The sequence below is a fragment of the Paraburkholderia dioscoreae genome, from assembly GCF_902459535.1.
Classification (GTDB): Bacteria; Pseudomonadota; Gammaproteobacteria; order Burkholderiales; family Burkholderiaceae; genus Paraburkholderia; species Paraburkholderia dioscoreae.
Window position 1 is genome coordinate 3,282,989 of record NZ_LR699553.1, and the last position, 23,095, is coordinate 3,306,083.

22 protein-coding genes and 1 pseudogene are annotated in these 23,095 nt (G+C 62.9%); 4 read left to right on the forward strand and 19 right to left on the reverse strand.

From position 1 onward, the window contains the following. Positions 1 to 34: 34 nt before the first annotated feature. Both PDMSB3_RS14670 and PDMSB3_RS38430 read right to left on the reverse strand, forming a co-directional pair. Complete coding sequence (locus tag PDMSB3_RS14670) at positions 35 to 1,891, reverse strand: excinuclease ABC subunit UvrC (protein ID WP_407670540.1); 1,857 nt, start codon at positions 1,889 to 1,891, stop codon at positions 35 to 37. Between the two features lie 136 nt (positions 1,892 to 2,027). After that, positions 2,028 to 2,261, reverse strand: a pseudogene (locus tag PDMSB3_RS38430) (GIY-YIG nuclease family protein); the annotation flags it as partial. 263 nt (positions 2,262 to 2,524) lie between these two features. Here PDMSB3_RS38430 and earP point away from each other — a divergent pair. The 4 genes from earP (at position 2,525) to PDMSB3_RS14690 (ending at position 6,843) form a co-directional block, all read left to right on the forward strand. Beyond that, positions 2,525 to 3,718, forward strand: coding sequence for an elongation factor P maturation arginine rhamnosyltransferase EarP (gene earP / locus PDMSB3_RS14675; RefSeq protein WP_165186726.1), 1,194 nt, complete (start codon positions 2,525 to 2,527; stop codon positions 3,716 to 3,718). Positions 3,719 to 4,117: 399 nt separating this feature from the next. Then, positions 4,118 to 4,675, forward strand: a complete 558-nt coding sequence (gene efp / locus PDMSB3_RS14680) for an elongation factor P (RefSeq protein WP_007180988.1) — start codon at positions 4,118 to 4,120, stop codon at positions 4,673 to 4,675. Positions 4,676 to 4,953: 278 nt separating this feature from the next. Further along, positions 4,954 to 5,160, forward strand: coding sequence for a CsbD family protein (locus PDMSB3_RS14685; RefSeq protein WP_007180987.1), 207 nt, complete (start codon positions 4,954 to 4,956; stop codon positions 5,158 to 5,160). Between the two features lie 300 nt (positions 5,161 to 5,460). Further along, positions 5,461 to 6,843 (forward strand): sigma-54-dependent transcriptional regulator, encoded by a 1,383-nt coding sequence (locus PDMSB3_RS14690; protein WP_035518527.1) that lies wholly within the window; start codon positions 5,461 to 5,463, stop codon positions 6,841 to 6,843. Positions 6,844 to 6,956: 113 nt separating this feature from the next. On the opposite strand, the gene nagZ is transcribed toward PDMSB3_RS14690, so the two are convergent. From nagZ to fabG, 17 genes are all read right to left on the reverse strand, one after another. Next, entirely contained in the window at positions 6,957 to 7,985 is a 1,029-nt protein-coding gene (nagZ, locus tag PDMSB3_RS14695; protein ID WP_165186728.1) for a beta-N-acetylhexosaminidase, read from the reverse strand. Positions 7,986 to 8,055: 70 nt separating this feature from the next. Next, entirely contained in the window at positions 8,056 to 8,496 is a 441-nt protein-coding gene (acpS, locus tag PDMSB3_RS14700; RefSeq protein WP_007180984.1) for a holo-ACP synthase, read from the reverse strand. A gap of 26 nt (positions 8,497 to 8,522) precedes the next feature. After that, positions 8,523 to 9,287, reverse strand: coding sequence for a pyridoxine 5'-phosphate synthase (pdxJ, locus tag PDMSB3_RS14705; RefSeq protein ID WP_007180983.1), 765 nt, complete (start codon positions 9,285 to 9,287; stop codon positions 8,523 to 8,525). Next, a complete protein-coding gene (gene recO / locus PDMSB3_RS14710) occupies positions 9,284 to 10,204 on the reverse strand; it encodes a DNA repair protein RecO (RefSeq protein WP_165186730.1) in 921 nt (306 codons plus the stop codon). Before recO ends, pdxJ begins: the two co-directional genes overlap by 4 nt. Beyond that, on the reverse strand, positions 10,191 to 11,090 hold the full coding sequence (era, locus tag PDMSB3_RS14715) for a GTPase Era (protein ID WP_051058999.1): 900 nt from the start codon (positions 11,088 to 11,090) through the stop codon (positions 10,191 to 10,193). Before era ends, recO begins: the two co-directional genes overlap by 14 nt. Positions 11,091 to 11,144: 54 nt before the next feature. After that, positions 11,145 to 12,395 carry a ribonuclease III gene (gene rnc, locus PDMSB3_RS14720; protein WP_007180980.1) on the reverse strand — a complete coding sequence of 417 codons (1,251 nt, stop codon included), beginning with the start codon at positions 12,393 to 12,395 and terminating at the stop codon, positions 11,145 to 11,147. Positions 12,396 to 12,592: 197 nt separating this feature from the next. Beyond that, positions 12,593 to 13,486, reverse strand: coding sequence for a signal peptidase I (lepB, locus tag PDMSB3_RS14725; RefSeq protein ID WP_165186733.1), 894 nt, complete (start codon positions 13,484 to 13,486; stop codon positions 12,593 to 12,595). A gap of 18 nt (positions 13,487 to 13,504) precedes the next feature. Further along, positions 13,505 to 15,298, reverse strand: a complete 1,794-nt coding sequence (lepA, locus tag PDMSB3_RS14730; RefSeq protein WP_007180978.1) for a translation elongation factor 4 — start codon at positions 15,296 to 15,298, stop codon at positions 13,505 to 13,507. A 277-nt stretch (positions 15,299 to 15,575) separates the two neighbouring features. Next, the gene (locus PDMSB3_RS14735; protein ID WP_007180977.1) at positions 15,576 to 15,839 is read right to left on the reverse strand and encodes a glutaredoxin family protein; all 264 of its coding nucleotides are present in this window, start codon (positions 15,837 to 15,839) and stop codon (positions 15,576 to 15,578) included. Further along, on the reverse strand, positions 15,836 to 17,359 hold the full coding sequence (locus tag PDMSB3_RS14740; RefSeq protein ID WP_007180976.1) for a DegQ family serine endoprotease: 1,524 nt from the start codon (positions 17,357 to 17,359) through the stop codon (positions 15,836 to 15,838). The genes PDMSB3_RS14735 and PDMSB3_RS14740 overlap by 4 nt, the downstream gene beginning before the upstream one ends. A gap of 35 nt (positions 17,360 to 17,394) precedes the next feature. Further along, positions 17,395 to 18,438 carry a MucB/RseB C-terminal domain-containing protein gene (locus tag PDMSB3_RS14745; protein ID WP_165186736.1) on the reverse strand — a complete coding sequence of 348 codons (1,044 nt, stop codon included), beginning with the start codon at positions 18,436 to 18,438 and terminating at the stop codon, positions 17,395 to 17,397. A gap of 4 nt (positions 18,439 to 18,442) precedes the next feature. After that, positions 18,443 to 19,075: a sigma-E factor negative regulatory protein gene (locus PDMSB3_RS14750; RefSeq protein WP_165186738.1), complete on the reverse strand. Its 633-nt coding sequence runs from the start codon at positions 19,073 to 19,075 to the stop codon at positions 18,443 to 18,445. Positions 19,076 to 19,158: 83 nt separating this feature from the next. Beyond that, positions 19,159 to 19,758 (reverse strand): RNA polymerase sigma factor RpoE, encoded by a 600-nt coding sequence (gene rpoE, locus PDMSB3_RS14755; RefSeq protein ID WP_006051939.1) that lies wholly within the window; start codon positions 19,756 to 19,758, stop codon positions 19,159 to 19,161. Between the two features lie 101 nt (positions 19,759 to 19,859). Next, positions 19,860 to 20,345: a hypothetical protein gene (locus PDMSB3_RS14760; RefSeq protein WP_327197018.1), complete on the reverse strand. Its 486-nt coding sequence runs from the start codon at positions 20,343 to 20,345 to the stop codon at positions 19,860 to 19,862. A gap of 10 nt (positions 20,346 to 20,355) precedes the next feature. Continuing rightward, complete coding sequence (fabF, locus tag PDMSB3_RS14765) at positions 20,356 to 21,594, reverse strand: beta-ketoacyl-ACP synthase II (RefSeq protein WP_035517961.1); 1,239 nt, start codon at positions 21,592 to 21,594, stop codon at positions 20,356 to 20,358. 327 nt (positions 21,595 to 21,921) lie between these two features. Then, positions 21,922 to 22,161, reverse strand: coding sequence for an acyl carrier protein (acpP, locus tag PDMSB3_RS14770; protein WP_004197638.1), 240 nt, complete (start codon positions 22,159 to 22,161; stop codon positions 21,922 to 21,924). 151 nt (positions 22,162 to 22,312) lie between these two features. Beyond that, positions 22,313 to 23,062, reverse strand: coding sequence for a 3-oxoacyl-ACP reductase FabG (gene fabG, locus PDMSB3_RS14775; protein WP_165186740.1), 750 nt, complete (start codon positions 23,060 to 23,062; stop codon positions 22,313 to 22,315). Positions 23,063 to 23,095: the final 33 nt, after the last annotated feature.

The following is a 23,095-nucleotide window of genomic DNA, read 5'->3' on the forward strand; positions in this document are numbered from 1 at the left end:
GCAGGGAATCGGCGCCCGGCCGGACCCGTCGCGCTCAGTGCAACTGACGGTAAATCTGCTCTGCGAGCGCCTGCGAAATACCTTCGACGCTCGCCAGATCTTCGACACTGGCCGCAACCACGCCGCGCAGTCCGCCAAAGCGCGCGAGCAGTCGTTGGCGCCGCTTTGCGCCCACGCCTTCGAGTTCTTCGAGCCGCGAGGTCTGGCGCGTTTTGCCGCGCTTCGCGCGCATGCCGGTAATGGCGAAGCGGTGCGCTTCGTCGCGGATCTGCGCGACCAGCATCAGCGCGGCGCTTTCCTTGCCGAGTTCGAGCGGCGCGCGGCCATCGGCGAAAATCAGGGTTTCGAGGCCGACCTTGCGCCCCTCGCCCTTCGCGACACCGACCAGCATGCCGGTATCGAGACCCAGTTCCGTGAAAACCTGGCGCGCGATTTCGACCTGGCCCTTGCCGCCGTCGATCAGCACGATGGTCGGCAAGACGCCGCCGGCCGCGACCGGCTCCGCGGCGTCCGGCGCGAGCGACGGGTCCACGGCTGCGTCGCTTTGCAATTCGGCGGCTTCGTCGGCGGCATTCGCGGCGGCTTGCGCGACCATCTTTTCGTAGCGGCGCGTGAGCACCTGGCGCATCGCGGCGTAATCGTCGCCGGGCGTAATGCCGGTGATGTTGTAGCGGCGGTATTCCGAGGACTGCATCTTGTGATGGTGATACACCACGCACGAGGCCTGCGTCGCCTCGCCCATGGTGTGGCTGATGTCGAAGCATTCGATGCGCAGATGCGCAAGATCGTCGCATTCCATGCCGAGCGTGTCGGTAAGCGCGCGCGTGCGCGCCTGTTGCGAGCCCTGTTCCGAGAGCAGGCGCGCGAGCGCGAGCCGCGCGTTCTGCTCGGCCATGGCGAGCCATGCACGCCGCTGTCCTTGCGGCTGACGCAGCACGGTCACCTTATGGCCGGCCTGCTCGATCAGCACGTCGACCAGTTCGCGTGTGGCGGGCGCGTGGCTGACTACCAGTACCGGCGGCACGCGATTGCCCAGGTAATGCTGGGCGATGAACGCTTCGAGGACTTCGGATTCGATGCCGCCGGTTGCGCGGCCTTTGCGTGGCTTTGCGGCGTCGGCGTCGGCTTCGGTGTCCGCTTCGGAGTCTGCGTCTAAGTCCGCTTCGGACTCCGCCTCTTCAGGTTCGCCGTCCGGTTCGTCCTGATCGTCCTGATCGTCTTCCGGCGGCATATCTTGCGCGATCGCCAGAGCGTCGGCGGTATCGGCCGGCCCCGCCTCACCACCCACATTCTCTTCAGCGAGCGAGACCGGTCCGGTGGCGGCATCGGCCAGCCCCTCGCCGCCTTCTTCCAGTCCGCCCTCATCCACCGTCAACGCGCTTTCCACATGCGCCGGAAAGTATGCCTTGTCGCCCAGATGCCGTCCGCCGCGCACCATCGCGAGATTCACGCAGACGCGGCCGCCCAGCGCGACCACCGCGAGAATATCGACGTCGCTGTCGCTGCCGACTTCGATCGCCTGCTGATGCAGCACTGTCGACAGCGAACTCATCTGGTTCCGCACCGCCGCTGCCTGCTCGAACTTCAGCTCGCTCGCAAACGCGTGCATCTTCTGTTCGAGCTCGCTCATTACCTCGCCCTGGCGGCCGAGCAGAAAGCGCGAAGCGTTGGCGACGTCGCGCGCGTAATCCTCTTCGCTGATGGCCGCGACGCACGGCGCCGTACAGCGGCCGATCTGATGCAGCAGACACGGCCGCGTGCGGTTGTTGAACACGGAGTCTTCGCAGGTGCGCAACTGGAACACGCGCTGCAGGATCTGGATGCTCTCGCGCACTGCCCACGCACTGGGAAACGGACCGAAGTACTGGTTTTTTCCGATCCACCGCGCCACGGTAATACGCCATGCGCGGAAACTTGTGCCCGGTGAGCTTGAGATACGGATACGACTTGTCGTCGCGAAACAGAATGTTGTAACGCGGCGCGAGCGCCTTGATCAGATTGTTTTCGAGCAGAAGCGCTTCGGCCTCGGAGCGCGTGACCGTCGTCTCGACGCGCGCAATACGCGTGACCATCATCGCGATGCGCGGCGACAATTGCGTCTTCGTGAAATAGCTCGAGACGCGCTTCTTCAGATCGCGTGCCTTGCCCACGTAAAGCACCGCGCCGTGCGTATCGTAATAGCGATAAACGCCGGGCAGATGCGGCAGTTGGGTGAGCACTTGTTTCGGCTCGAAAACGTCGGTTGCTTCGGGTTCAGTCATGCAGAATCGGTTGGGTGGGACGGTCTTGCAAAGCCTTGCCCCGCGTGCCGCGCGCCTGGGTGAACCGGAGTATGCCTCACGCGCGCAATCGTGAACGGGTGCTTTAGAATCGCCAGTTTAGAACATTCCACGCGCGTTCGAACCCTGTTGCCTCGAATCAGGCCGGGCGTCGGCGGCAGCTGGCGGCACTGCGGCGCAGCGCGTCCAGATAGCCCGAACTTCGCCACCCTATCCATCCGTTCGAATCCGCGATCCAGGCCACCATGTCTTCCGCCACGCCCCTCTCTGAGCACGCCGCTGACGCGTCCACGGCAATCGCCTGCGATATCTTCTGCGCGGTGATCGACAATTTCGGCGACATCGGCGTGTGCTGGCGACTTGCGCGCCAACTCGCGAGCGAACACGGCTGGCAGGTGCGCGTGTTCGTCGACGACCTGCATGCGTTTCAGAAGCTGTGCCCGTCGCTGTCGCTGGAGCGCGCTCGCCAGACGGTGAGCGGCATCGTCGTCGAACACTGGCACGAGCCGGCCCATGCGGGCGACACGCTCGAAGTGGCCGATGTGGTGATCGAGGCGTTCGGCTGTGAACTGCCGCCTGTCTACGTCGCCGCGATGGCGGCGCGCGAGCGCACGCCCGTATGGCTCAACCTCGAATATCTGAGCGCCGAGGACTGGGTCGCGGATTTTCATCTGCGGCCGTCGCCGCACCCGCGCTACGCGCTGACCAAGACCTTCTTTTTCCCCGGCCTCGGGCAAGGCACCGGCGGCGTGCTGAAGGAGCGGCATCTCGACAGCGCACGCGCGGCTTTCGAAGCGTCGCCCACCGCGCGCGAGGCGTGGTGGCGGCAAGCCACCGGCCACGCGCCTCCGCCCGCCGAGGCTACCGTCGTCTCGCTGTTCGCCTATGAAAATCCCGCCGTCGACAGCCTGCTCGAACAATGGCGCGACAGCGCCGGCCCGGTCGTGCTGCTGGTGCCCGAAGGCCGCATTTCGGGGGCGCTCGCGCGCTTCTTCGGCCTGCCTTCGTTCGCCGCCGGCTCGCACGCCGTGCGCGGAAATCTCAGCGCACACGCGCTCGCCTTTACCGATCAGCCCGGCTACGACGCGCTGCTGTGGGCAAGCGACATCAATTTCGTGCGCGGCGAAGACTCGTTCGTACGCGCTCAATGGGCCGCCAAACCCTTCGTCTGGCACATCTACCCGCAAGCCGACGACGCCCATCTGCCGAAGCTCGACGCGGCGCTGGCGCACTACGCGCGCATCTTGCCCGCCGATGCGCGCGACGCCCTTGGGCGCTTCTGGCACGCGTGGAACGGCGCGGGCACGCCGGACTGGGCGCAATTGCAGCGTCACTTCCCGGCGCTCAGGCGCCGTGCAGCCGAATGGGCGGACGAACTGGCTCAAGTGGGCGACCTCGCCGGAAATCTGGCCTTGTTCGCAAAAACTCAGTTAAAATAAACGGTTATCCAACGGCCGACGACGCAAGCGCGGCCCGACCGCAGCGGCGAAATCCGGCAATTCGCTTGACCGGCTCGCCTATCCCGCCTCGAAAGATGCGAGACAGTCCCCACATCAAGGTGTGAACGACAGAAATGTCAGACCAGGACGTGTGTTGCGGACGGCGCCACTCGTGTACACGCCCGCACAGGGTAAAAAGCAGGTAACGGATTGCCGGGAATGACGCCGGCCGCAGGTCGCGGCCCGGAAGTCGGTCCCGGCGGCAAGCCGGCCGCGCTTCGCTCGCAACCCGCCGGGCCGCTTCAGGCGGCGCGGCGCAGTGAGCGAGGCGCCGAAGCCGCTTGCGCCGTATGCCGTTGAGCAAAAGTTGAAGCTAATTATTTCGTACAGGACAGTTTTATGAAGACCGCACAGGAACTCCGCACCGGTAACGTCGTGATGATCGGCGCAGACGCAATGGTTGTGCAAAAGGCCGAATACAACAAATCGGGCCGCAACTCCGCCGTCGTCAAGATGAAGTTCAAGAACCTGCTGACCGGCGCAGGCATGGAAAGCGTGTACAAGGCAGACGACAAGTTCGACGTCGTCGTGCTGGAACGCAAGGAAGTCACGTATTCGTACTTCGCTGACCCGATGTACGTGTTCATGGACGCCGACTACAACCAGTTCGAAGTCGAAAGCGAAATGATGGGCGACGCCCTTCATTACCTCGAAGACGGCATGGCTTGCGAAGTCGTGTTCTACAACGAGAAGGCCATCTCGGTCGAACTGCCGACCACGCTGGTCCGTGAAATCATCTACACGGAACCGGCTGTCAAGGGCGATACGTCGTCGGGCAAGGTGTTGAAGAACGCCAAGCTGAACACTGGTTTCGAACTGCAGGTGCCGCTCTTCTGCAACATCGGCGACAAGATCGAAATCGACACGCGTACGCATGAGTACCGCAGCCGCGCTTAAGCGCCCTGCTCGCCGAAATCCTGCGCCGTTGTTGCGGCGCTGAGAAAAAAATCGAAAAAAAAGCGCCCGGATTGGGCGCTTTTTCTTTTTCTTGCTGCCGTGTATGGTTGAGGAAAACTTTACCGGCGCTCTTCTCCGAATTGCACATCAATCCCCCACATTTCCCCTACTTCGCTCAGCAAACCATTGATTATTCTAATCAAATCTTGTTGGCACAGTCCATGCTTAATCTCGAATATAGACCGGTACGGCTTTATTTTCAACTCGGGAGATGCGACATGAATAACGACATCGCTGAAGGCAAATGGAAGCAGATGGTCGGCAAGGCCAAGACCGCATGGGGCGAACTGACGGACGATGAATTGACCAAGGCCCAAGGTCGCGCCGAGAAGCTTGTCGGCCTGATCCAGGAGCGCTACGGCAAGACGCGCGAACAGGCGGAACTCGAAGTGCGCCGTTTTTTCGATAGCAACCGGGATTTCTGACAGCCCGAGTGAAGGAAATACAGGTGCCCGCCCAGGCTTGCAAGACGTGGGAAAGGGCTCCGCAGTGTGATTGATAACGCAAAGGACCAGAAGTACTTGAATCGAATCGCCGCCTGCCTGGTGTTGGACGCGCCGCACGGCCAGCCTACGCAGTGCGGCCGCTCCTGCACCGCGCAAGCGAAGGCTGCGCGCGTGGCGCTGATTCGCTCGACAGTACCGGCCAGCATCGCGCCCGTGGCGCGCGCCAATGTATCGGCGCAGCGCGTTGGGTATTCCATCCATCTAAAAATTGCGCTCGCCATGCCACACGCCCTGATTGTTGAAGACGATCCCAATAGCCTGTCAGGCCTGTCCGCCATCCTCGCCGCCGACGGCTTCTCCGTCGACACGGCGACTACCCTCGCGGAGGCCCGGGCCGCATTGACGCGGTTCATTCCCGATGTCGTACTCGTCGACCTGAATCTGCCGGACGGCAGCGGGCTCGATCTGCTGCAACATCTGCCCGCTCATCCGCCCGGCGGAGATTTGCCCGTGATCGTGATGACGGGTAATGCGACGGTGGAAAGCGCCATTGAAGGTTTACGGCACGGCATCTGGGACTACCTTCTGAAGCCGGTCAACATTCCCCGTTTGCGCAGTCTGCTCGCGCGCATTCCACGCCCGTACGAACTGACCGAAGAAGTGCAGACGCTGCGCGCATCGCTGCGGCAGCTTGGACGTTTCGGTTCCATGCTCGGCCGAAGCAGCGCGATCCAGCATGTGTACGACACGATCGAGCACATCGCGCCGACTGAAGCCGCCGTGCTGATTTCCGGCGAGGTCGGCACCGGCAAGCAGATGGCGGCGCGCACCATGCACGACATGAGCCGGCGCCGCAAAGGGCCGTTCGTCACGTTCGATTGCCGGACCGCCGGCAACCTGGGTGCGAATCGCTCGCTCGACAGCCTGATGTTCGGCCACGAACGCGGCGCGTTTAGCGGCGCCGAGCAGCGCGAGCCGGGCCTGTTCGAACAGGCGAGCGGCGGTACGCTGTTCATCGACGAAATCGCCGAATTGCCGCGCGACCAGCAGGAAGCGCTATTGCGTGCGCTCGATTCGCAGACCTTCATGCGCGTCGGCGGCACGAATCAGGTCGTGACTGACTTCCGGCTGATCGCCTCGACGCGCAAGGTGCCGCGCGCGGCGGTGGCCGACGGCAGTCTGCACGAGGATCTCGCGCTGCGCCTCGAAGCGGCCGCCGTGACGCTGCCGCCTCTGCGGGAGCGCGGCGAAGATCCGGCGTTGATCGCCCAGGCAATCGTCGACGAGTTGAATCACGAAGGAACCACGCGCGGCACGCTGGAGGCCGCCAAGCAGGTCGGGCCGAACTTTCTGCGCGAGTGCCTCGCGTATGAATGGCCGGGCAATGTGCGCGAGTTGCACGACCGCGTGCGGCGCGCGTATCAGGCGTCCGGCGACGTGCTGGAGTCGCTGCGCGCCGACGAGGCGGGCTCGGCGAACGGCCGCGATCTGAACGGCAGCCGCGTGCAGGTCACGGTGGGCACGCCGCTCGCGGACGTCGAGGAAATGCTGATTCGCGCCACGCTGGATGCGGTCGGCGGTACGCGTCACCGGGCGGCGTCGCTGCTCGGCATCAGTCCGAAGACGCTGTACAACAAGCTGCAACGCATGCGCTTGAACTGAGTGCTGGCCGGGCCGGCTTGAGGCTCCAGCCTCGCATGGTTAAAAAACGGCACCTTCGTTTCAAGGTGCCGTTTTTCCTGCCTACCCGCCCGCCTGTCTGTCGCCGCAGCGACTCAGGCGAACGCGCTCCGTAGCAGCGCTTGCGCCTGCAGGTATTGCGGCTCGGCGACCAGCTTGCTCCACTTCAAAGCTTTACCGCGCGGCCGCATGCGTTTGAGCCGGCGCTGCGATTCCTTCGACGGCCTGAAGCGCAGCGCTTCCAGCACCTTCTCTGCTTCGTCCGGCTGATTGCAGATCAGCACCATGTCGCAGCCGGCTTGCAGCGCGGCGGTGGCGCCCTCGGTCAGCGTGCCGCCCTGGCGCGCGGCTTCCATGGAAAGATCGTCGCTGAAAATCGCGCCCTCGAAGCGCAGCTTGTTGCGCAAAATCTCCTGCAGCCACACGCGCGAGAAACCCGCCGGCTTCGAATCGACCTTCGGATAAACCACGTGGGCGGGAATGACCGATCCCAGCGACAAACCGAGCCAGTCGTACGGCGCGGTATCATCGCGCAGGATTTCGTCGAGCGAACGGTCGTCGACCGGCATGGCGACATGCGAATCCGCCCGCGCGAAACCGTGCCCCGGAAAGTGCTTGCCGCAATTGCTCATGCCGGCCAGCGCAAGTCCGTGGTTGAGGCTCTTCGCGAGCAGGGTCACCACGCGCGGATCGCGGTGGAACGAGCGGTCGCCGATCACCTGCGACTGCCCGTAGTTCAGGTCGAGCACCGGCGTAAAGCTCATGTCGATACCGCACGCGCGCAACTCCGCCGCGAGAATGTAGCCGACAGCCGTCGTCACTTTGGTGGCGTGCAATACATCGCTGTCCCACAACGTGCCGAGCTTGCCCATTGCCGGCAGCACGGTGAAGCCGTCGGTGCGAAAACGCTGCACGCGCCCGCCTTCATGATCGACGGCGATCAGCAGATCCTCACGGATCGCGCGAATCGAATCGGTCAACGCGATCAGTTGCGCGCGGCTCTCGTAGTGGCGCGCGAACAGGATCACACCGCCGGTCATGGGATGGGCAAGGCGGCGCTTGTCGTCGTCGTTCAGCGTTTTGCCGACCACGTCGAGCATCACCGGTCCGGGAATGGTTTTCATCGATTTCCGCTGGAAAAAAGCCTGAAGCAAAAGAAGACGCGGCCGGCGTGCACCGCGTTCAAAGTATTTTTTATCTGGCGGCGCCGAGGGCCGCTGCTTGCGTTGATGGCGCCGTCTCCACCGTTTCCGCGATCACGAACGACACCGCGTAATCACGCTCGTCGCTGACAGTGACGCGCGCCGTGATGCCGCGCGCGTCGAGCCATTCGGCCAGTTCGCCGGACGCGACCACCATCGGTTCGCCGCTCGGCTTGTTGAGCGTTTGCAGCGCACGCCACGTCATCGGCCAGCGCATGCCGAGGCCGATCGCTTTCGAGAACGCTTCCTTCGCCGAGAAGCGGGTGGCGAGAAACGCGAGCCCACGCGCCGCCGAGCGGGCGTGCCGCGCGTGATAGACGCGCAGTTCGTCCGGACCGAGCACCTTTTCGGCGAAGCGGCCATGGGTGCGCGTCATGACCGCGGCCACGCGGCTGACCTGAACAATATCCGTACCGATGCCGTAGATCGCCATACGCGAGATCGCCGCCTCAGGTTGCGTCAGGAGCGCGCGCCGAGACGCGCGGCGACCATGATCGCCTTCATCTCGCGCACCGCGTTGTCCCAGCCGGCGAAGATCGCGTGCGCGACGATCGCGTGGCCGATATTCAATTCGTCGATGCCCTCGATCGCGGCAATCTGCTGGACGTTCGTATAGTGCAGGCCGTGGCCGGCGTTGACCTTGATGCCGAGCTTCGCGCCGAATTCGACGGCGCGCACCACGCGCTCGAACTCGCGCTGCTGTTGGGCGGGATCGTGGGCTTCGGCGTAACGCCCGGTGTGCAATTCGATCACCGGCGCGGCGGCTTCGTGCGCGGCGCGAATCTGCGCTTCGTCCGGATCGATAAAGAGCGACACGCGCGAGTTCGCTTCGGCGAGTTGCCTGCACGCGGCACGCACGGCTTCGAACTGGCCGGCGACGTCGAGCCCGCCTTCCGTCGTCAGCTCCTGACGCTTTTCCGGCACGAGGCAGACGTCGTGCGGCTGCACTTCGCAGGCGATGTCGAGCATTTCCTGCGTGACCGCGCACTCGAGATTCATGCGCGTCTTCAGGAGCGGACGCAGCTTGCGCACGTCGGCGTCGACGATATGACGCCGGTCTTCACGCAGATGCAGCGTGATGACGTCGGCGCCGGCCTCTTCGGCCATCAGCGCGGCGCGGATCGGATCGGGATACGAGGTGCCGCGCGCGTTGCGCAGCGTGGCGACGTGATCGATGTTCACGCCCAGGTCAATCACATTCGGCGACGTAAGAAAGAAGCTCATAAGTTCTGCAGGTCGATCAGGATCTGGCGCGTCGCGAGCGGCGTGCCGCCAAGGTAAGTGTTGAGCAGAAAGCGCATCAGCGTTTTGCTTTGCGCCACGGTCTGCGCTCGATGGTAGTCGTCCTGTTCCATATCGAGCAAGGTTTGTCCGGCGATGACCGGCCATTGCGCGGGCAGATCGTCGGAAGCCTCGCGCACGCCGCGCTCGGGGTCGAACACGTAGCGGCCTTCGGCCAGCACCGCCTTGCGCGCGACGGTGCGGTCCAGCGCCATCGCGTAGCCGGTTTCGCGCAGGAGCACGCGCTCGAACGAACGCAGCACCTGCACGGGCGGCTCGTCGTGCGCGAGACGCGTCATCGTGACGACGTAGTGGTGGAACAATTGCGGATGCGGGTCTTCGCGCGCGCAGAACTTGACCAGCAGTTCGTTGACATAGAAGCCGCACAGGAGCGCGTCGCCGGCCAGCGGCAACATGCCGCCGACCCACTCGGCGCCGGTCAGCGTGCGCACTTCGGACTTGCCCGACCATGACAGCGCGAGCGGCTGGAACGTCTGCAACACGCCGCGCAGCGCGGAGTGCGGACGCTTCGCGCCCTTCGCGACGAGCGCGAGGCGGCCGTGATCGCGCGAGAGCACGTCGATGATCAGACTGGTCTCGCGATACGGATAGCTGTGGAGAACGAATGCGGGTTGCTCCGCGATCCGGTAGTCGGACGCGGAGGTGCGCGGCGCGCGGCGGCCCGGCGCTTTACGTGGCTCGCCTTCGGCGCCCTGGGCGCTTTTGGTCGATGAAGATTTTCTGGTGCTACGAGCGGGTTTGGACGCGGGTTTGGACAAATCGCGTGCCGGCGCGGCCGGCTCCGGGTCGTCCGGGTCGGCGTCGGAATTCAGCGTCATCCACGCGTCATTCGTACCCATACGCACGGAGCCCGGCTTCGTTGTCGGCCCAGCCGCTCTTCACCTTGATGAAGGTTTCCAGATACACCGGACCGTCGAACAGCCGTTCCATGTCGAGGCGCGCTTCGGTGCTGATCTGCTTCAGCTTCGCACCCTTCTGGCCGATGATCATTGCCTTGTGCGTGTCGCGGTCGACCATGATGGTCGCGAAGATGCGGCGCAGGCGCCCTTCGGTTTCGAACTTGTCGATCAGCACCGTGCTCGTGTAGGGCAGTTCGTCGCCGGTCCAGCGGAACACTTTCTCGCGCAGGATTTCCGCAGCCAGGAAGCGCTCGCTGCGATCGGTCAGGTCGTCTTCGCCATAGATCGGCGCGCCTTCCGGCAGGAACGGCTTGACGGTCGCCATCAGACGCTTGATGTCGTCGGGATGTTTCGCCGACAGCGGCACGATCTCGGCGAACTTGTGCAGCGCGCTGACCTGCTGCATGAACGGGAACAGCGAGTCCTTATCGGACACGCGATCGAGCTTGTTCGCGATCAGCAGCGTGGGCACCGACGGCGGAATCAGGTCGAGCACTTTCTGGTCGTCCGGGCCAAAGCGGCCGGCTTCGATCACGAACAGGATCGCATCCACCGAAGTCAGCGTGGACGTGACCGCGCGATTGAGCGAACGGTTCAGCGCGCCGCTGTGCTTGGTCTGAAAACCAGGCGTGTCGACAAAAATGTATTGCGCGTCTTCGAGCGTATGAATGCCCGTGATGCGATGGCGCGTGGTCTGCGCCTTGCGCGACGTGATACTGACTTTCTGGCCGACCAGCGCGTTCATCAGCGTGGATTTGCCGACGTTGGGGCGGCCGACGATCGCGACCATGCCGCAGCGAAAACCAGTGGGAGTGGGAGCGTTCATATTCGGGCTACGGCAAGTTCAGATCGACACGCGCGATAGGCGCGCCGATGGCAATCAATGGCCCGCGTCGGCGACGCGCGTTTGCACCGCGTCGGCTACGCCGGGTTCGTGTTCGGTCGGCGCCGCTGCGCCGGGTGTGGCGTCGCGGTTGCGAAGTTTGTCGACGCCGCGCGCGGCCGCGGCTTCCGGTTTGGCTTCGGCCGTTCTGGTTTCGGCCGTTCTCGCGTCCACAGGCTTTGTATCGGGTTTTTCGGCGGACTTCTCGGCGGGTTTATCCGCCGCTGCCGCTCCGGCTTTATCAGTGGACCTGTCGCTCGCGTGGGCGGCCGTCTTCTCCGCTTTCTCGGCCTTATCGGCGCGTTCGGCTTTGTCCTGCCCGCTGTATTCCACATGCGCGGCGCGAATCACAGCCAACGGTGCGGCTGTGACGCCCAGCGTGGGGCGCTCGCTTGCGGACTCCGCCGTGGCCGTTGCGCGGGGTTCACCGCGCCCTGCTCCACGCTCGCTCTTGCGATCCGGGCTGCGCAAATCCAGCGCGGCTTGCACGCCGGTGACGCCAGGTACGATCTCCGGCTCGACGTTCTTCGCCGCGCGGGCACTTTTCGAGCGCTTGGGTTTGCCGACTATGGCGGGCGCCGCGGCCATCACTTCGTCGAGCGCTTTCTTGGCCGCCGCCTGCTCCGCAGCGCGCCGGCTCGCGCCGGAGCCGGAGACTTTCACGTCCAGCTTCGGCACCGTGCATTCGACTTCGAATTGTTGATTGTGCGCCGCACCATGCGTAGCCACAACCGTATAAGTAGGCAGCGCGATCTTGTGACCCTGCAAATATTCCTGGAGCAGCGTCTTGGCGTCCTTGCCGAGCGTGCGCGGGTCGATATGATCGAGAATCGGCACGTAAAGACGCTTGATGACCGTCTGGGCGGCCTCGAAGCCGCCGTCGAGGAACACCGCGCCTAGCACGGCTTCGAGCGTGTCAGCGAGGATCGAGGGGCGGCGGAAGCCGCCGCTGCGCAACTCGCCTTCGCCCAGCCGCAAGCCTTCGGAAATATTGAGGGCCTGAGCGATTTCGTAAAGCGACTGCTGTTTGACCAGATTGGCACGGACGCGCGACAGATCGCCCTCGTCCAGTTTGCCGAAACGTTGGAACAAAAGCGCAGCCACCGCGCAATTCAGAACGGAGTCGCCAAGAAACTCGAGCCGTTCGTTATGCGTGGAACTGTGACTGCGGTGCGTTAAAGCCTGGCGCAGCAATTCCGCATTGCGAAATTCATAGCGCAGACGGCTTTCCAACGGAGATAGGGGCATGGGCAGAGTATAACGCGGGCGTCCGACCCGGCGACAACGCGGGACGGCCAGCGGAAAAAGCGTGGTGAAGCGACGTTACCGCGGGATCTTAAAGTAGCATGACAACACGCCGCGGCTCGTGTGACCTCTGTAACGGTCAACCTCGGGTTAACCGAAGCCCAACCGCGCGGCGTGTCGTGCAATCAACGCATATGAACTCAGTTGAATGAGCCGATGCGTTTCAGATTGCTGAAGTTCATCCAGATAAAAAACGCGCGGCCGACGATATTGGCATCCGGCGCAAAACCCCAGTACCGGCTATCCGCGCTGTTATCGCGGTTGTCGCCCATCATGAAGTAATTGCCCGGCGGCACTTTGCAGATCACGCCGCGTGCGTTGTACGTGCAATTGTCACGGTACGGATAATCTTCCGCGCCGACGATGAACGGCGGCACAGCGGGATTGTTCAGTATCGCGTTCTTGCGGCCGTCAAGATCTTCTTCGAACTGCTTCGCGTAGCCCATTCGCTCGTCGTCGAGATAATCGGGCAGCGGCGTTTCAGGCACCGGCTTGCCGTTGATCGTGAGCTGCTTGTCCTGATACGCGACGGTGTCGCCCGGCAGGCCGATCACACGCTTGATGTAGTCCACCGATTCGTCTTTCGGGTAGCGGAACACCACCACGTCGCCGCGCTGGAGCGGACGGCCTCCGGTGATCTTGGTGTTGCTGATCGGCAGACGGATGCCGTAGTCAAATTTATTGACGAGGATGAAGTCGCCCACCAGCAGCGTCGGCACCATCGAGCCTGAAGGAATCTTGAACGGCTCGACCACGAACGAGCGCACCACGAACACCACCAGAATCACCGGGAAAAAGCTCGCAGAATATTCGAGCCACCACGGTTGACGCAGCTTGTCGTCACGCAGACGCGCACGCGTTTGTGCCGCGTTTTCGTCGGCGAAACGCTCGCCGATTCGTGCCTGCTGGCGGTCGAACTCGGCGACCGCGGCTTCCGCCGCGCGGCGCCGTTGCGGCATGAAAACCAGTTTGTCTGCGACCCATGCGACGCCCGTCAAAATGACGAGCACAAAAAGAATCAGCGCAAAATTCATAGGGTTCCGTTGTTCGTCTTATTTGTCTTCGACACGCAGAATGGCGAGGAAAGCCTCTTGCGGAATCTCGACCGATCCCACCTGCTTCATTCGCTTCTTGCCTGCCTTTTGCTTTTCCAGCAGCTTCTTCTTACGAGAAATGTCGCCGCCGTAGCATTTTGCCAGCACGTTCTTACGCAACGCTTTAATGTTTTCGCGCGCAATAATGTTCGCACCGATGGTGGCCTGAATCGCCACGTCGTACATCTGACGCGGAATCAGTTCGCGCATTTTCGCCGCCACTTCGCGGCCGCGATACTGGCTTTGCGAACGGTGCACGATGACTGACAACGCGTCCACCTTGTCGCCGTTGATCAGCATGTCGACCTTCACGACGTCTGCCGCGCGATATTCCTTGAACTCGTAATCCATCGACGCATAGCCGCGCGAGATCGACTTCAGGCGATCGAAGAAATCGAGCACGACTTCGCCCATCGGGATCTCATAGGTCAACTGGACCTGGCGGCCGTGGTACTGCATGTTGATCTGCGTGCCGCGCTTTTGCGTGCACAGCGTGATCACCGAGCCGACATAGTCCTGCGGCATATACAGATTCACGGTGACGATCGGCTCACGCACTTCTTCGATCTTGGACGGCTCCGGCATCTTGGCCGGATTCTCGACCATGATGGTCGTGCCGTCGCGCTGCAGGACTTCGTACACCACGGTCGGCGCCGTGGTGATCAGGTCCATGTCGAATTCGCGTTCCAGACGCTCCTGCACGATCTCCATGTGCAGCAGACCAAGGAAGCCGCAACGGAAACCGAACCCGAGCGCCTGGGACACTTCCGGCTCGTACATCAGCGAGGCGTCGTTCAGCTTCAGCTTTTCCAGCGAATCGCGCAGCGCGTCGTACTGGTTCGCTTCGACCGGATAGAGACCGGCGAACACCTGCGGCTTCACTTCCTTGAAGCCCGGCAGCGGTTCGGCGGCCGGACGGTTCACCAGCGTGACGGTGTCGCCCACCTTCGCCGCGGCCAGTTCCTTGATGCCGGCGATGATGAAGCCCACCTGCCCAGCCGACAGCGATTCGAGATTCTTCGACTTCGGCGTGAACACGCCGATATGTTCGACCGGATACTGCGCGCCGGTCGCCATCATGCGGATCTTGTCTTTCGGACGCAGCGTGCCATTGACGATACGCACCAGCATCACGACGCCAACGTAGTTGTCGAACCACGAGTCGATGATCAGCGCCTGCAACGGCGCTTCCGGATCGCCCTTGGGCGGCGGCACTTTGGCGACCAATGCTTCGAGCACGTCTTCGACGCCGAGGCCCGTCTTCGCGCTGCAGCGCGTGGCGTCGGTTGCGTCGATGCCGATCACGTCTTCGATTTCGGCGATCGCATTTTCGGGGTTGGCAGCCGGCAGATCGATCTTGTTCAGTACCGGAATCACGTCGACGCCGAGTTCGATTGCCGTGTAGCAGTTGGCCACGGTTTGCGCTTCGACGCCCTGGCTCGCGTCGACGACCAGCAGCGCGCCTTCGCATGCGGACAACGAGCGGCTGACTTCGTACGAGAAGTCGACGTGGCCCGGCGTGTCGATCATGTTCAGGTTGTAGACTTGCCCGTCACGGGCCTTGTACGTCAGTGCGGCGGTTTGTGCCTTGATGGTGATGCCGCGCTCGCGTTCGAGATCCATCGAATCGAGCACTTGAGATTCCATCTCGCGATCGGACAGGCCGCCGCAGATCTGGATGATGCGATCGGCGAGCGTCGACTTGCCATGGTCGATGTGCGCAATGATCGAGAAGTTACGAATATGATCCATTCAGTACCGATCAAGCGAAAAAGGCGCGCTCGGACAATAGCGGAGCACGCCTTGTAAGTAGGTGAAAAACCTATCTATTTTAGCCGAAAAGGCTATCGCCCGGCGCATCTTGCGAAGCTCAGGCGGAAAAGACGGCTCAGCGACTATCTTGCATGGGACCAGAGTGAGGCGCTAACGCGCCAACTCTGATGGACGGGAAACGCGTGAAACCCTGGTGTGGATGACGCAGCCTTTATGCAGCCTTTTATGCTGCCTTCGCGCCCTTCTTGAGCCAGGCTCAGGATGCTGCCGCGACCCGGGCGGCGAGCGCGGCACGAACCCGCGCCGCGTCGAGGTGATAGTGACACAGTTCGACGCCGTCACAGACCAGAACCGGCACCTGTTCGTTGTAACGGGCTTCCAGCATGGGATCAGTATCGACGTCGACCACCTCGACAGTAGCGCCGAATTCGGCCAGCAAAGGCGCGAGCGCGGCGCGCATGTCGTCGCAAAGATGGCACCACGCGCGCCCATAGAGCGTGAGCGGTGCCGCCTTCGTCATTTCTGAACGCTACGCGGGCGGATCGGCACGAACTGCGTGTTCTCGCCGCGGCGAACCAGCAGCGCGACCATCTTCTGCGAATCGAGGTGCGAACTCACGTCGTCGAACTGCTTCGCGCTCGTGATGTCCGTGTCTCCCACCCGCAGAATGATGTCGCCCTTTTGCAGGCCGACACGCGCCGCCGGACCGTCCACGGCGTCGATCTGCACGCCGTTGTGCAGCTTGAGCGCCTTCAGCTGATCGGCAGGGATGTCGCTGACGGCCACACCCAACACGTTCGTGGCGCGCTGCTTCGGCACCGGCGGCTTCTTCTGATCCGCTTTGATCGTCTTGTCCGGCTGCATTTCGGCGATCGTCACCGGCAGATCGCGCGTCTGGCCCTTGCGCCAGATCGTGATCGTCGACTTGGTGCCCGGCTTCGTGTCGCCGACCATGCGCGGCAGGTCCGTTGCGGTGTCGACCGAATGGCCGTTGAACTTCAGGATGATGTCGCCCGGCTGCACACCGGCTTTATCCGCCGGGCCGCCCGGTTCGACGCTGCTGACCAGCGCGCCTTGCGCCTTCGGCAAACCAAGCGAGTCGGCCACGTCTTTGGTCACTTCGCCGATCGCCACGGCGATCCGGCCGCGCACGACCTTGCCCGACGCCTTCAACTGGTCGGCCACGCGCATGGCCTCGTCGATCGGAATCGCGAACGAAATGCCCATGAAACCGCCGGTGCGGCTGTAGATCTGCGAGTTGATGCCGATCACCTCGCCCTGCATGTTGATCAGCGGACCGCCCGAGTTGCCCGGATTGACGGCCACGTCGGTCTGGATGAACGGCAGATAGTCGCCCGTGTCGCGCCCCTTGGCGCTGACGATGCCGGCCGTCACCGTGTTCTCCAGGCCGAACGGCGAGCCGATCGCGACCACCCACTCGCCCACGCGAACCTTGTTCGAGTCGCCGATCGTAATGGTCGGCAGATTGGCGGCACTGATCTTCACGACGGCGACGTCGGTGCGATCGTCCACGCCGATCAGCTTTGCCTTGAATTCGCGCTTGTCGGTGAGCGTGACGTAAATGGTGTCCGCGTCGTCGATGACGTGCGCGTTGGTCATCACGTAACCGTCCGCCGACAGGATAAAGCCCGAGCCGACTCCGCTGTTCTGTTCCTGATCGCTGTTGTCCGGCGAGTCCTGGCTGCCGCCACTGCCGCCGTTGTCGCCGCCGCGGGGTGAACCCGAACCCGGGGAACCCGGCGATTGGGGCGACTGCGGCAACGGAATGCCGAAGAAGCGCCGGAAAAATTCCGACATATCGCCGTCGTCCATGCCCGGCGGCAAACCGCTGCGGGCACCGCTGCTCGACACGCGTGTGGTCGTGCGAATGTTGACGACCGCCGGGCCGACCTTGTCGACCAGGTCAGTGAAGTCGGGCAGATTGGCGGCGGGAGCGGCCGACGCCATATGCGGCACGAGCGGCAAACACGCCGCTACCACCGCGGCCGCGAGGAATTTGCGCACCGAGAAAGTCGTCATATCGTAGCAAGCCGAGGGATTCAGGATTCGGAGGATTACTTCGGAGCTTTGTATTCTATGGCAGACGCAAATTGCTGCAATGTGGTCTGAGGCACTTCACCAAGCAGAGTAATCCAGAAGTCTCCGCGCCGCTTGACGAGCACGTGCGTTGCGCCGCTGCTGCCCGCGCCTTCCTTGCGCGTGTTGTTCTCGACCGGCTCGACGAACACCGAGATGGCCGCGAGGCCGTCCGAGAACACCGCCTGATCCACCGGAATGGTCGGCTGGCCCGGATCGCGCGCAGCCATAGGACGGCGCAGTTCACGAATCTTGCGGAAACCCGGCACCGTCGGCGTGATCTGCCAGCCTTGCGCGGCCATGTCGACCGGCTCGACCGGCGGATGGACCACGGTCCACCCCGCCAGATTACGAATACCGTTGACGATGCCGGCCTTGTCCACCGGCACGCCGATGCGAATCTGCGAAAACGACAGTTGCTCCAGCACCTGACCGTTCGGGTCGAGCGTCTGGGCACGCAGCAGGAGACCGGTTTTCTTGTCGGCCCACAGCTTGTAGGCGAAGCGATAGGCGTCTTTCGGGTCGAGCTCGATCACCTGGCTGTCGACACCCGCGACACGGTCGTCGCCAAGCAGCTTGGGCTCGTAGACCGACAGCACCTGCTCGCCGCTCACGGCCAGCAACGCAGGGAACGAGTCCTTGTTCTGGCGCTTCTCGACAACGCACAGATGCCGCTCCGGCACGAACGTGTAGAGCTCTTCGTTATGGCGCAGCATTTTGCGCGGCTTGCCGTCGAGGCTTTCGAGCTGCTCGAATTCGCCGTCCGAACGCGTGGCATAGTGCGCGATCCGCGACGTTTGAACGAAATTGCCGCGCTGGTAGACGAACGCGCCCTCGTAATTTTGCTGCTGCGCGGCCTGATGGATGCGATCGAGCAGATCCGCGGCCGCGCGACGGGCGACGAGCGGATCGTCGGTTTGTGCAAAGACCCGCGGTGTGGCGGACAGCAATACGGCTGCGCAGAACAGAAATGCCGGCAGCCGCCCCCAGATAGTCGTTTTATTCAACCGCGGAGTCTGCATCAAACTATTGGCCTTGCGTAGAAACAGCGGCAGCGCGAATCAGCGGCATCGAGCCCGGCATGACCGGTTGTTGCGCGAATTGCTGGTGAGCTTCCAGATACTGGTCGAGACTGGCGTCGCGAATAATGTTGGCGTCTTGCGCGACCGGCTGCACGGTAGCCGCCGGCACCGAAGCCATAGCCACGCGTTGCAGCGCGTCGCCATGCGACTGGACCGACGCGAGTTGCGCCGTGCCCGGGCCGCCTGGCACGCCTTGCAGTTGCGGCACGACGATCCACGTCAGCGTGGCGGCCGCGGCTGCGACGGCAAAGGCCGGCACGACACGGCGGCGCAGCGCCAGCAAACGGCGTGCGACCGGCATGGCGGCGGGCGCCAGCACGTGCGGCTCATTGTCGAAGCGCGCGGCAAAACCGTTCAGGAACGCGCTGCTCGCCGCCGGGCTGACCGCCAGATCGTCGGAACGCAAGGCGTCGCCGATCAGGTGATAGCTCGACCAGGCGGCGCGATCCTGGCCGTCCAGTCCGGAAATAAACGTGTCCAGATTCAGATGCTCTTCGCCGACCAGCTCACCGTCGACAAAAGCGGACAGACGCTCGCCGCGCGAGCTGGCTTGCGATTGCATCGAGACCGACCCCATGATGCTCCCCATCTTACAAATACCCCGTAGTGACACCACTAATCCAGATATTGCACCCGCGCCCCGCCCGGCCGGCTGGTCGTTCACCAGCGCTTGCCTTCAGGTGTGTCAAGTAACGGACGCAATTTTGCCGCAATGGCTTCGCGAGCGCGGAAAATTCGTGATCTGACCGTGCCGATTGGGCAACCCATCATCTCAGCGATTTCCTCGTAGCTCAAACCTTCAATTTCACGAAGAGTAATGGCGGTGCGCAACTCTTCCGGTAAAACCGCCATCGCAGCATTGACCGTCTCAGCGATCTGCTTGCTCATCAACATCGACTCAGGCGTGTTGATATCCCTTAGTTGGTCCGCGTCCGAGAAAGTTTCAGCTTCTTCAGCATCTGCTTCGGTCGAGGTCGGCGCGCGCCGCCCTTGGGTCGCAAGGTAGTTCTTTGCCGTGTTGACGGCAATCCGGTACAACCACGTATAAAAGGCCGATTCGCCGCGAAACTGCGGCAACGCCCGGTACGCCTTGATAAAGGCGTCCTGAGCGACGTCCTCCACCTCGGCGGGATCCCTCACGAGGCGCGAGATCAGGCGCAGAATCTTACGGTGGTATTTGGAGACCAGAAGCTCGAACGCGGCCTTGTCGCCCTTCTGGACGCGCTCGACCAGCACCTGATCAATTTCTTTTTCGCTCACCTGATAAATCCGTTAACTATAGGGCGCATGGCGGGGGACCATTGTAGCGTTCCCGTCATTCGGGCACGTTACGCCGGTAACAGCGGTTACAGTCGTTACAGTCAGCCGCCGGCGCCACGTCGGCCCAGCACTGCCAGTTCGCGAAAAATGGGGGCCGGGAGGGCGTCGGCGGTGAACAGTAAAGTGCGCGAACAACCCTGCTCCGGCATCAGCACCAGAATCAGCAGGCGGCCGCTCCACTGCGAACAGCCGGCAATGCGCCCTTGCGCCAGCAGCGCACCTGTCCGGCCCCAGACGGACAACCCGTCCGGCCCGATTTTCAGCGCGACGGGTTGCGCGCGCTGATACCGGAGCGCGCAAAGCGCGAGCCACGCCCACACAGCGAGCGTCAACGGGACCGCTTGCCACGTGCCCAGATGCCACGCGAGACAAGCAAAGACGGCCGACGTCGCCGTCAGAACAAAAACCCCCAACGCCGCCCACATAGCGACGGAGCGCCGCAGCGCAATGCGCTGCGGCGCTCCGTCAGGCGTTGCCGATTCAGGGGAGCGCGCCGGCAGAACCGGCGCCTTCGACTGGCGCGTCACCAACTATCTATCAGGCGCGCTTGAAAACCAGCGTGCCGTTCGTGCCGCCGAACCCGAACGAGTTCTTCAGCGCGACATCGATCTTCATCTCCCGCGCGGTATTGGCGCAGTAGTCCAGATCACAGGCCGGATCCTGGTTGAAGATGTTGATCGTCGGCGGCGATACCTGATGATGCACGGCCAGCACGGTAAACACCGACTCCAGACCACCGGCGCCGCCCAGCAGGTGCCCGGTCATCGACTTGGTCGAGTTCACGACCATGTTTTTGGCGTGATCGCCGAAAGCGCGCTTGATGCCGGTGGTTTCTGCCAGGTCGCCGAGCGGCGTGGACGTGCCATGCGCGTTCAGATAATTCACCTGATCGAGGTTGATGCCCGCGTTCTTCAGCGCCGCTAGCATGCAGCGGCGCGCGCCGTCGCCGTCTTCCAGCGGCGCGGTCATGTGATAGGCGTCGCCGCTCATCCCATAGCCGCTGACTTCCGCGTAAATCTTCGCGCCGCGAGCCTTCGCGTGCTCGTACTCTTCGAGCACCATGACGCCGGCGCCCTCGCCCAGCACGAAACCGTCGCGATCCTTGTCCCACGGCCGGCTCGCCGTGGCCGGATCGTCATTGCGTTGCGACAGCGCGCGCGCCGCCGCAAAGCCTCCGACACCGAGCGGCGACACGGTCGATTCCGCACCGCCCGCGATCATCACGTCCGCGTCGCCGTATTCGATCAGGCGCGACGCCTCGCCGATACAGTGCAGACCCGTGGTACAGGCCGTGACGATAGCCAGATTCGGACCCTTGATGCCGAACTTGATCGACAGATGGCCGGAGATCATGTTGATGATCGACGCCGGCACGAAGAACGGCGAAATACGGCGCGGGCCGCGATTAAGCAGTTCGGTTTGCGTCACTTCGATCATCGGCAAGCCACCGATACCCGAACCGACCACTACACCGATACGCTCCGAATTCTCGTCGGTGACTTCGAGGCCGCTGTCCTGCATCGCCTGGATGCCTGCAGCCACGCCGTAATGGATGAATGTATCCATGTGGCGCGCTTCCTTACCGGGGATGTAGTCCTCGATATTGAAGCCCTTCACCTCGCCGGCGAAGCGAGTCGAAAAGTTCGACGCATCGAATTTCGTGATATTGGCAATACCCGACTTGCCGGCGACCAGATTGGCCCAGCCGTCGGCAACATTATTGCCAACAGGCGAAATCAGCCCCAGGCCTGTAACAACAACACGACGGCGGCTCACGGTAACCCCTTTTTCATAGATGACAAAAGCAAAAGCCACAGCGGCCACAGGAACGTGCCCTGTGTGCCCTGTGGCTGTTAAGCGCCCCCACGCCCGGTGCTTCGCACCAAGCCACCCCGAGGGGCGAAATCCCCCAAGGGGACTTCCTGCTGGGCGGAAAACGCGGGGCGGCCCGGCGTTTTCTTGAAAGTCGGCAATCGCGCGAAAAGTTGCGCTGTCAACATCGCTTGCTCCTGCACGGCAAAAAGCGCCAACCCTGCTGGCGTCGGCAACCGACACGGCAGGGCGTCATACGCCGCCAACGCAGAAACGCAGGCGCGAATGACCTTAGGCCTTGACGTTTGCGCGAGCGTAGTCGATCGCTTGCTGAACGGTAGTGATCTTCTCGGCTTCTTCATCCGGAATTTCCATGCCGAACTCGTCTTCGAGGGCCATCACGAGTTCAACGGTGTCGAGCGAGTCGGCGCCGAGGTCGTTCACGAACGAAGCTTCGTTCTTGATCTCAGCCTCTGCAACGCCCAGTTGTTCTGCGACGATCTTCTTGACGCGCTGTTCGATATTGTCCATTACCCCTCCAAGGGAAAAGAAGTTCAAAAATACAGGTGCGCGCATTTTATCAGGTTTGACCCGGCAAAAAAGCGGCGCATCGGGTTGCTGTCAAGGCATGCGCCTTACGCATTTACAAACGCATCAAGGCGCGGATAGTAACCGAATTTGGTTACGACATGTACATTCCGCCGTTCACATGCAGTGTCGTGCCGGTGATGTAGCCGGCTTGCGACGACGCGAGAAAGGCCACGGCGTGCGCGATGTCTTCCGGGCTGCCCAGGCGCCCCAGCGGAATCTGTGTCTTCAGCGCCGTTTGCTGCTCTTCCGGCAAGGTCCTGGTCATGTCGGTATCGATGAAGCCCGGCGCGACGCAATTCACCGTGATGCCGCGGCTGCCGATCTCGCGTGCAAGCGCGCGCGTCATGCCCGCCACGCCCGCTTTCGCGGCGGCGTAATTGACTTGCCCCGGGTTGCCGGCCGAGCCGACCACGGACGTGATGTTGATGATGCGGCCGCCCTTCGCCTTCATCATGGGACGCAGCACCGCGCGCGACAGACGGAACACCGACTTGAGGTTGGTGTCGATCACTGCATCCCAATCGTCGTCCTTCATGCGCATGGCGAGTTGATCCTGCGTGATGCCGGCGTTATTCACCAGCACATGCAGCGCGCCGAATTCCTTCACCGTACCGTCGATCAGCGCTTCCGCTGCGGCCGCGTCGTTCACGTTCAGTACCGCACCTCGGCCGTTCACACCGGCTGCGTTAAATGCTTCGCTGATGGCGGCCGCGCCGCTTTCGCTGGTTGCCGTGCCGATCACCGTTGCGCCCTGGCGCGCCAGTTCCAATGCGATCGCACGCCCAATGCCGCGCGAAGCGCCGGTCACGATTGCGATCTGCTTGTCGAGAGTCTTTTCCATCTGTCAGTCCGGATGCCCTTCGGAGGGCTGATT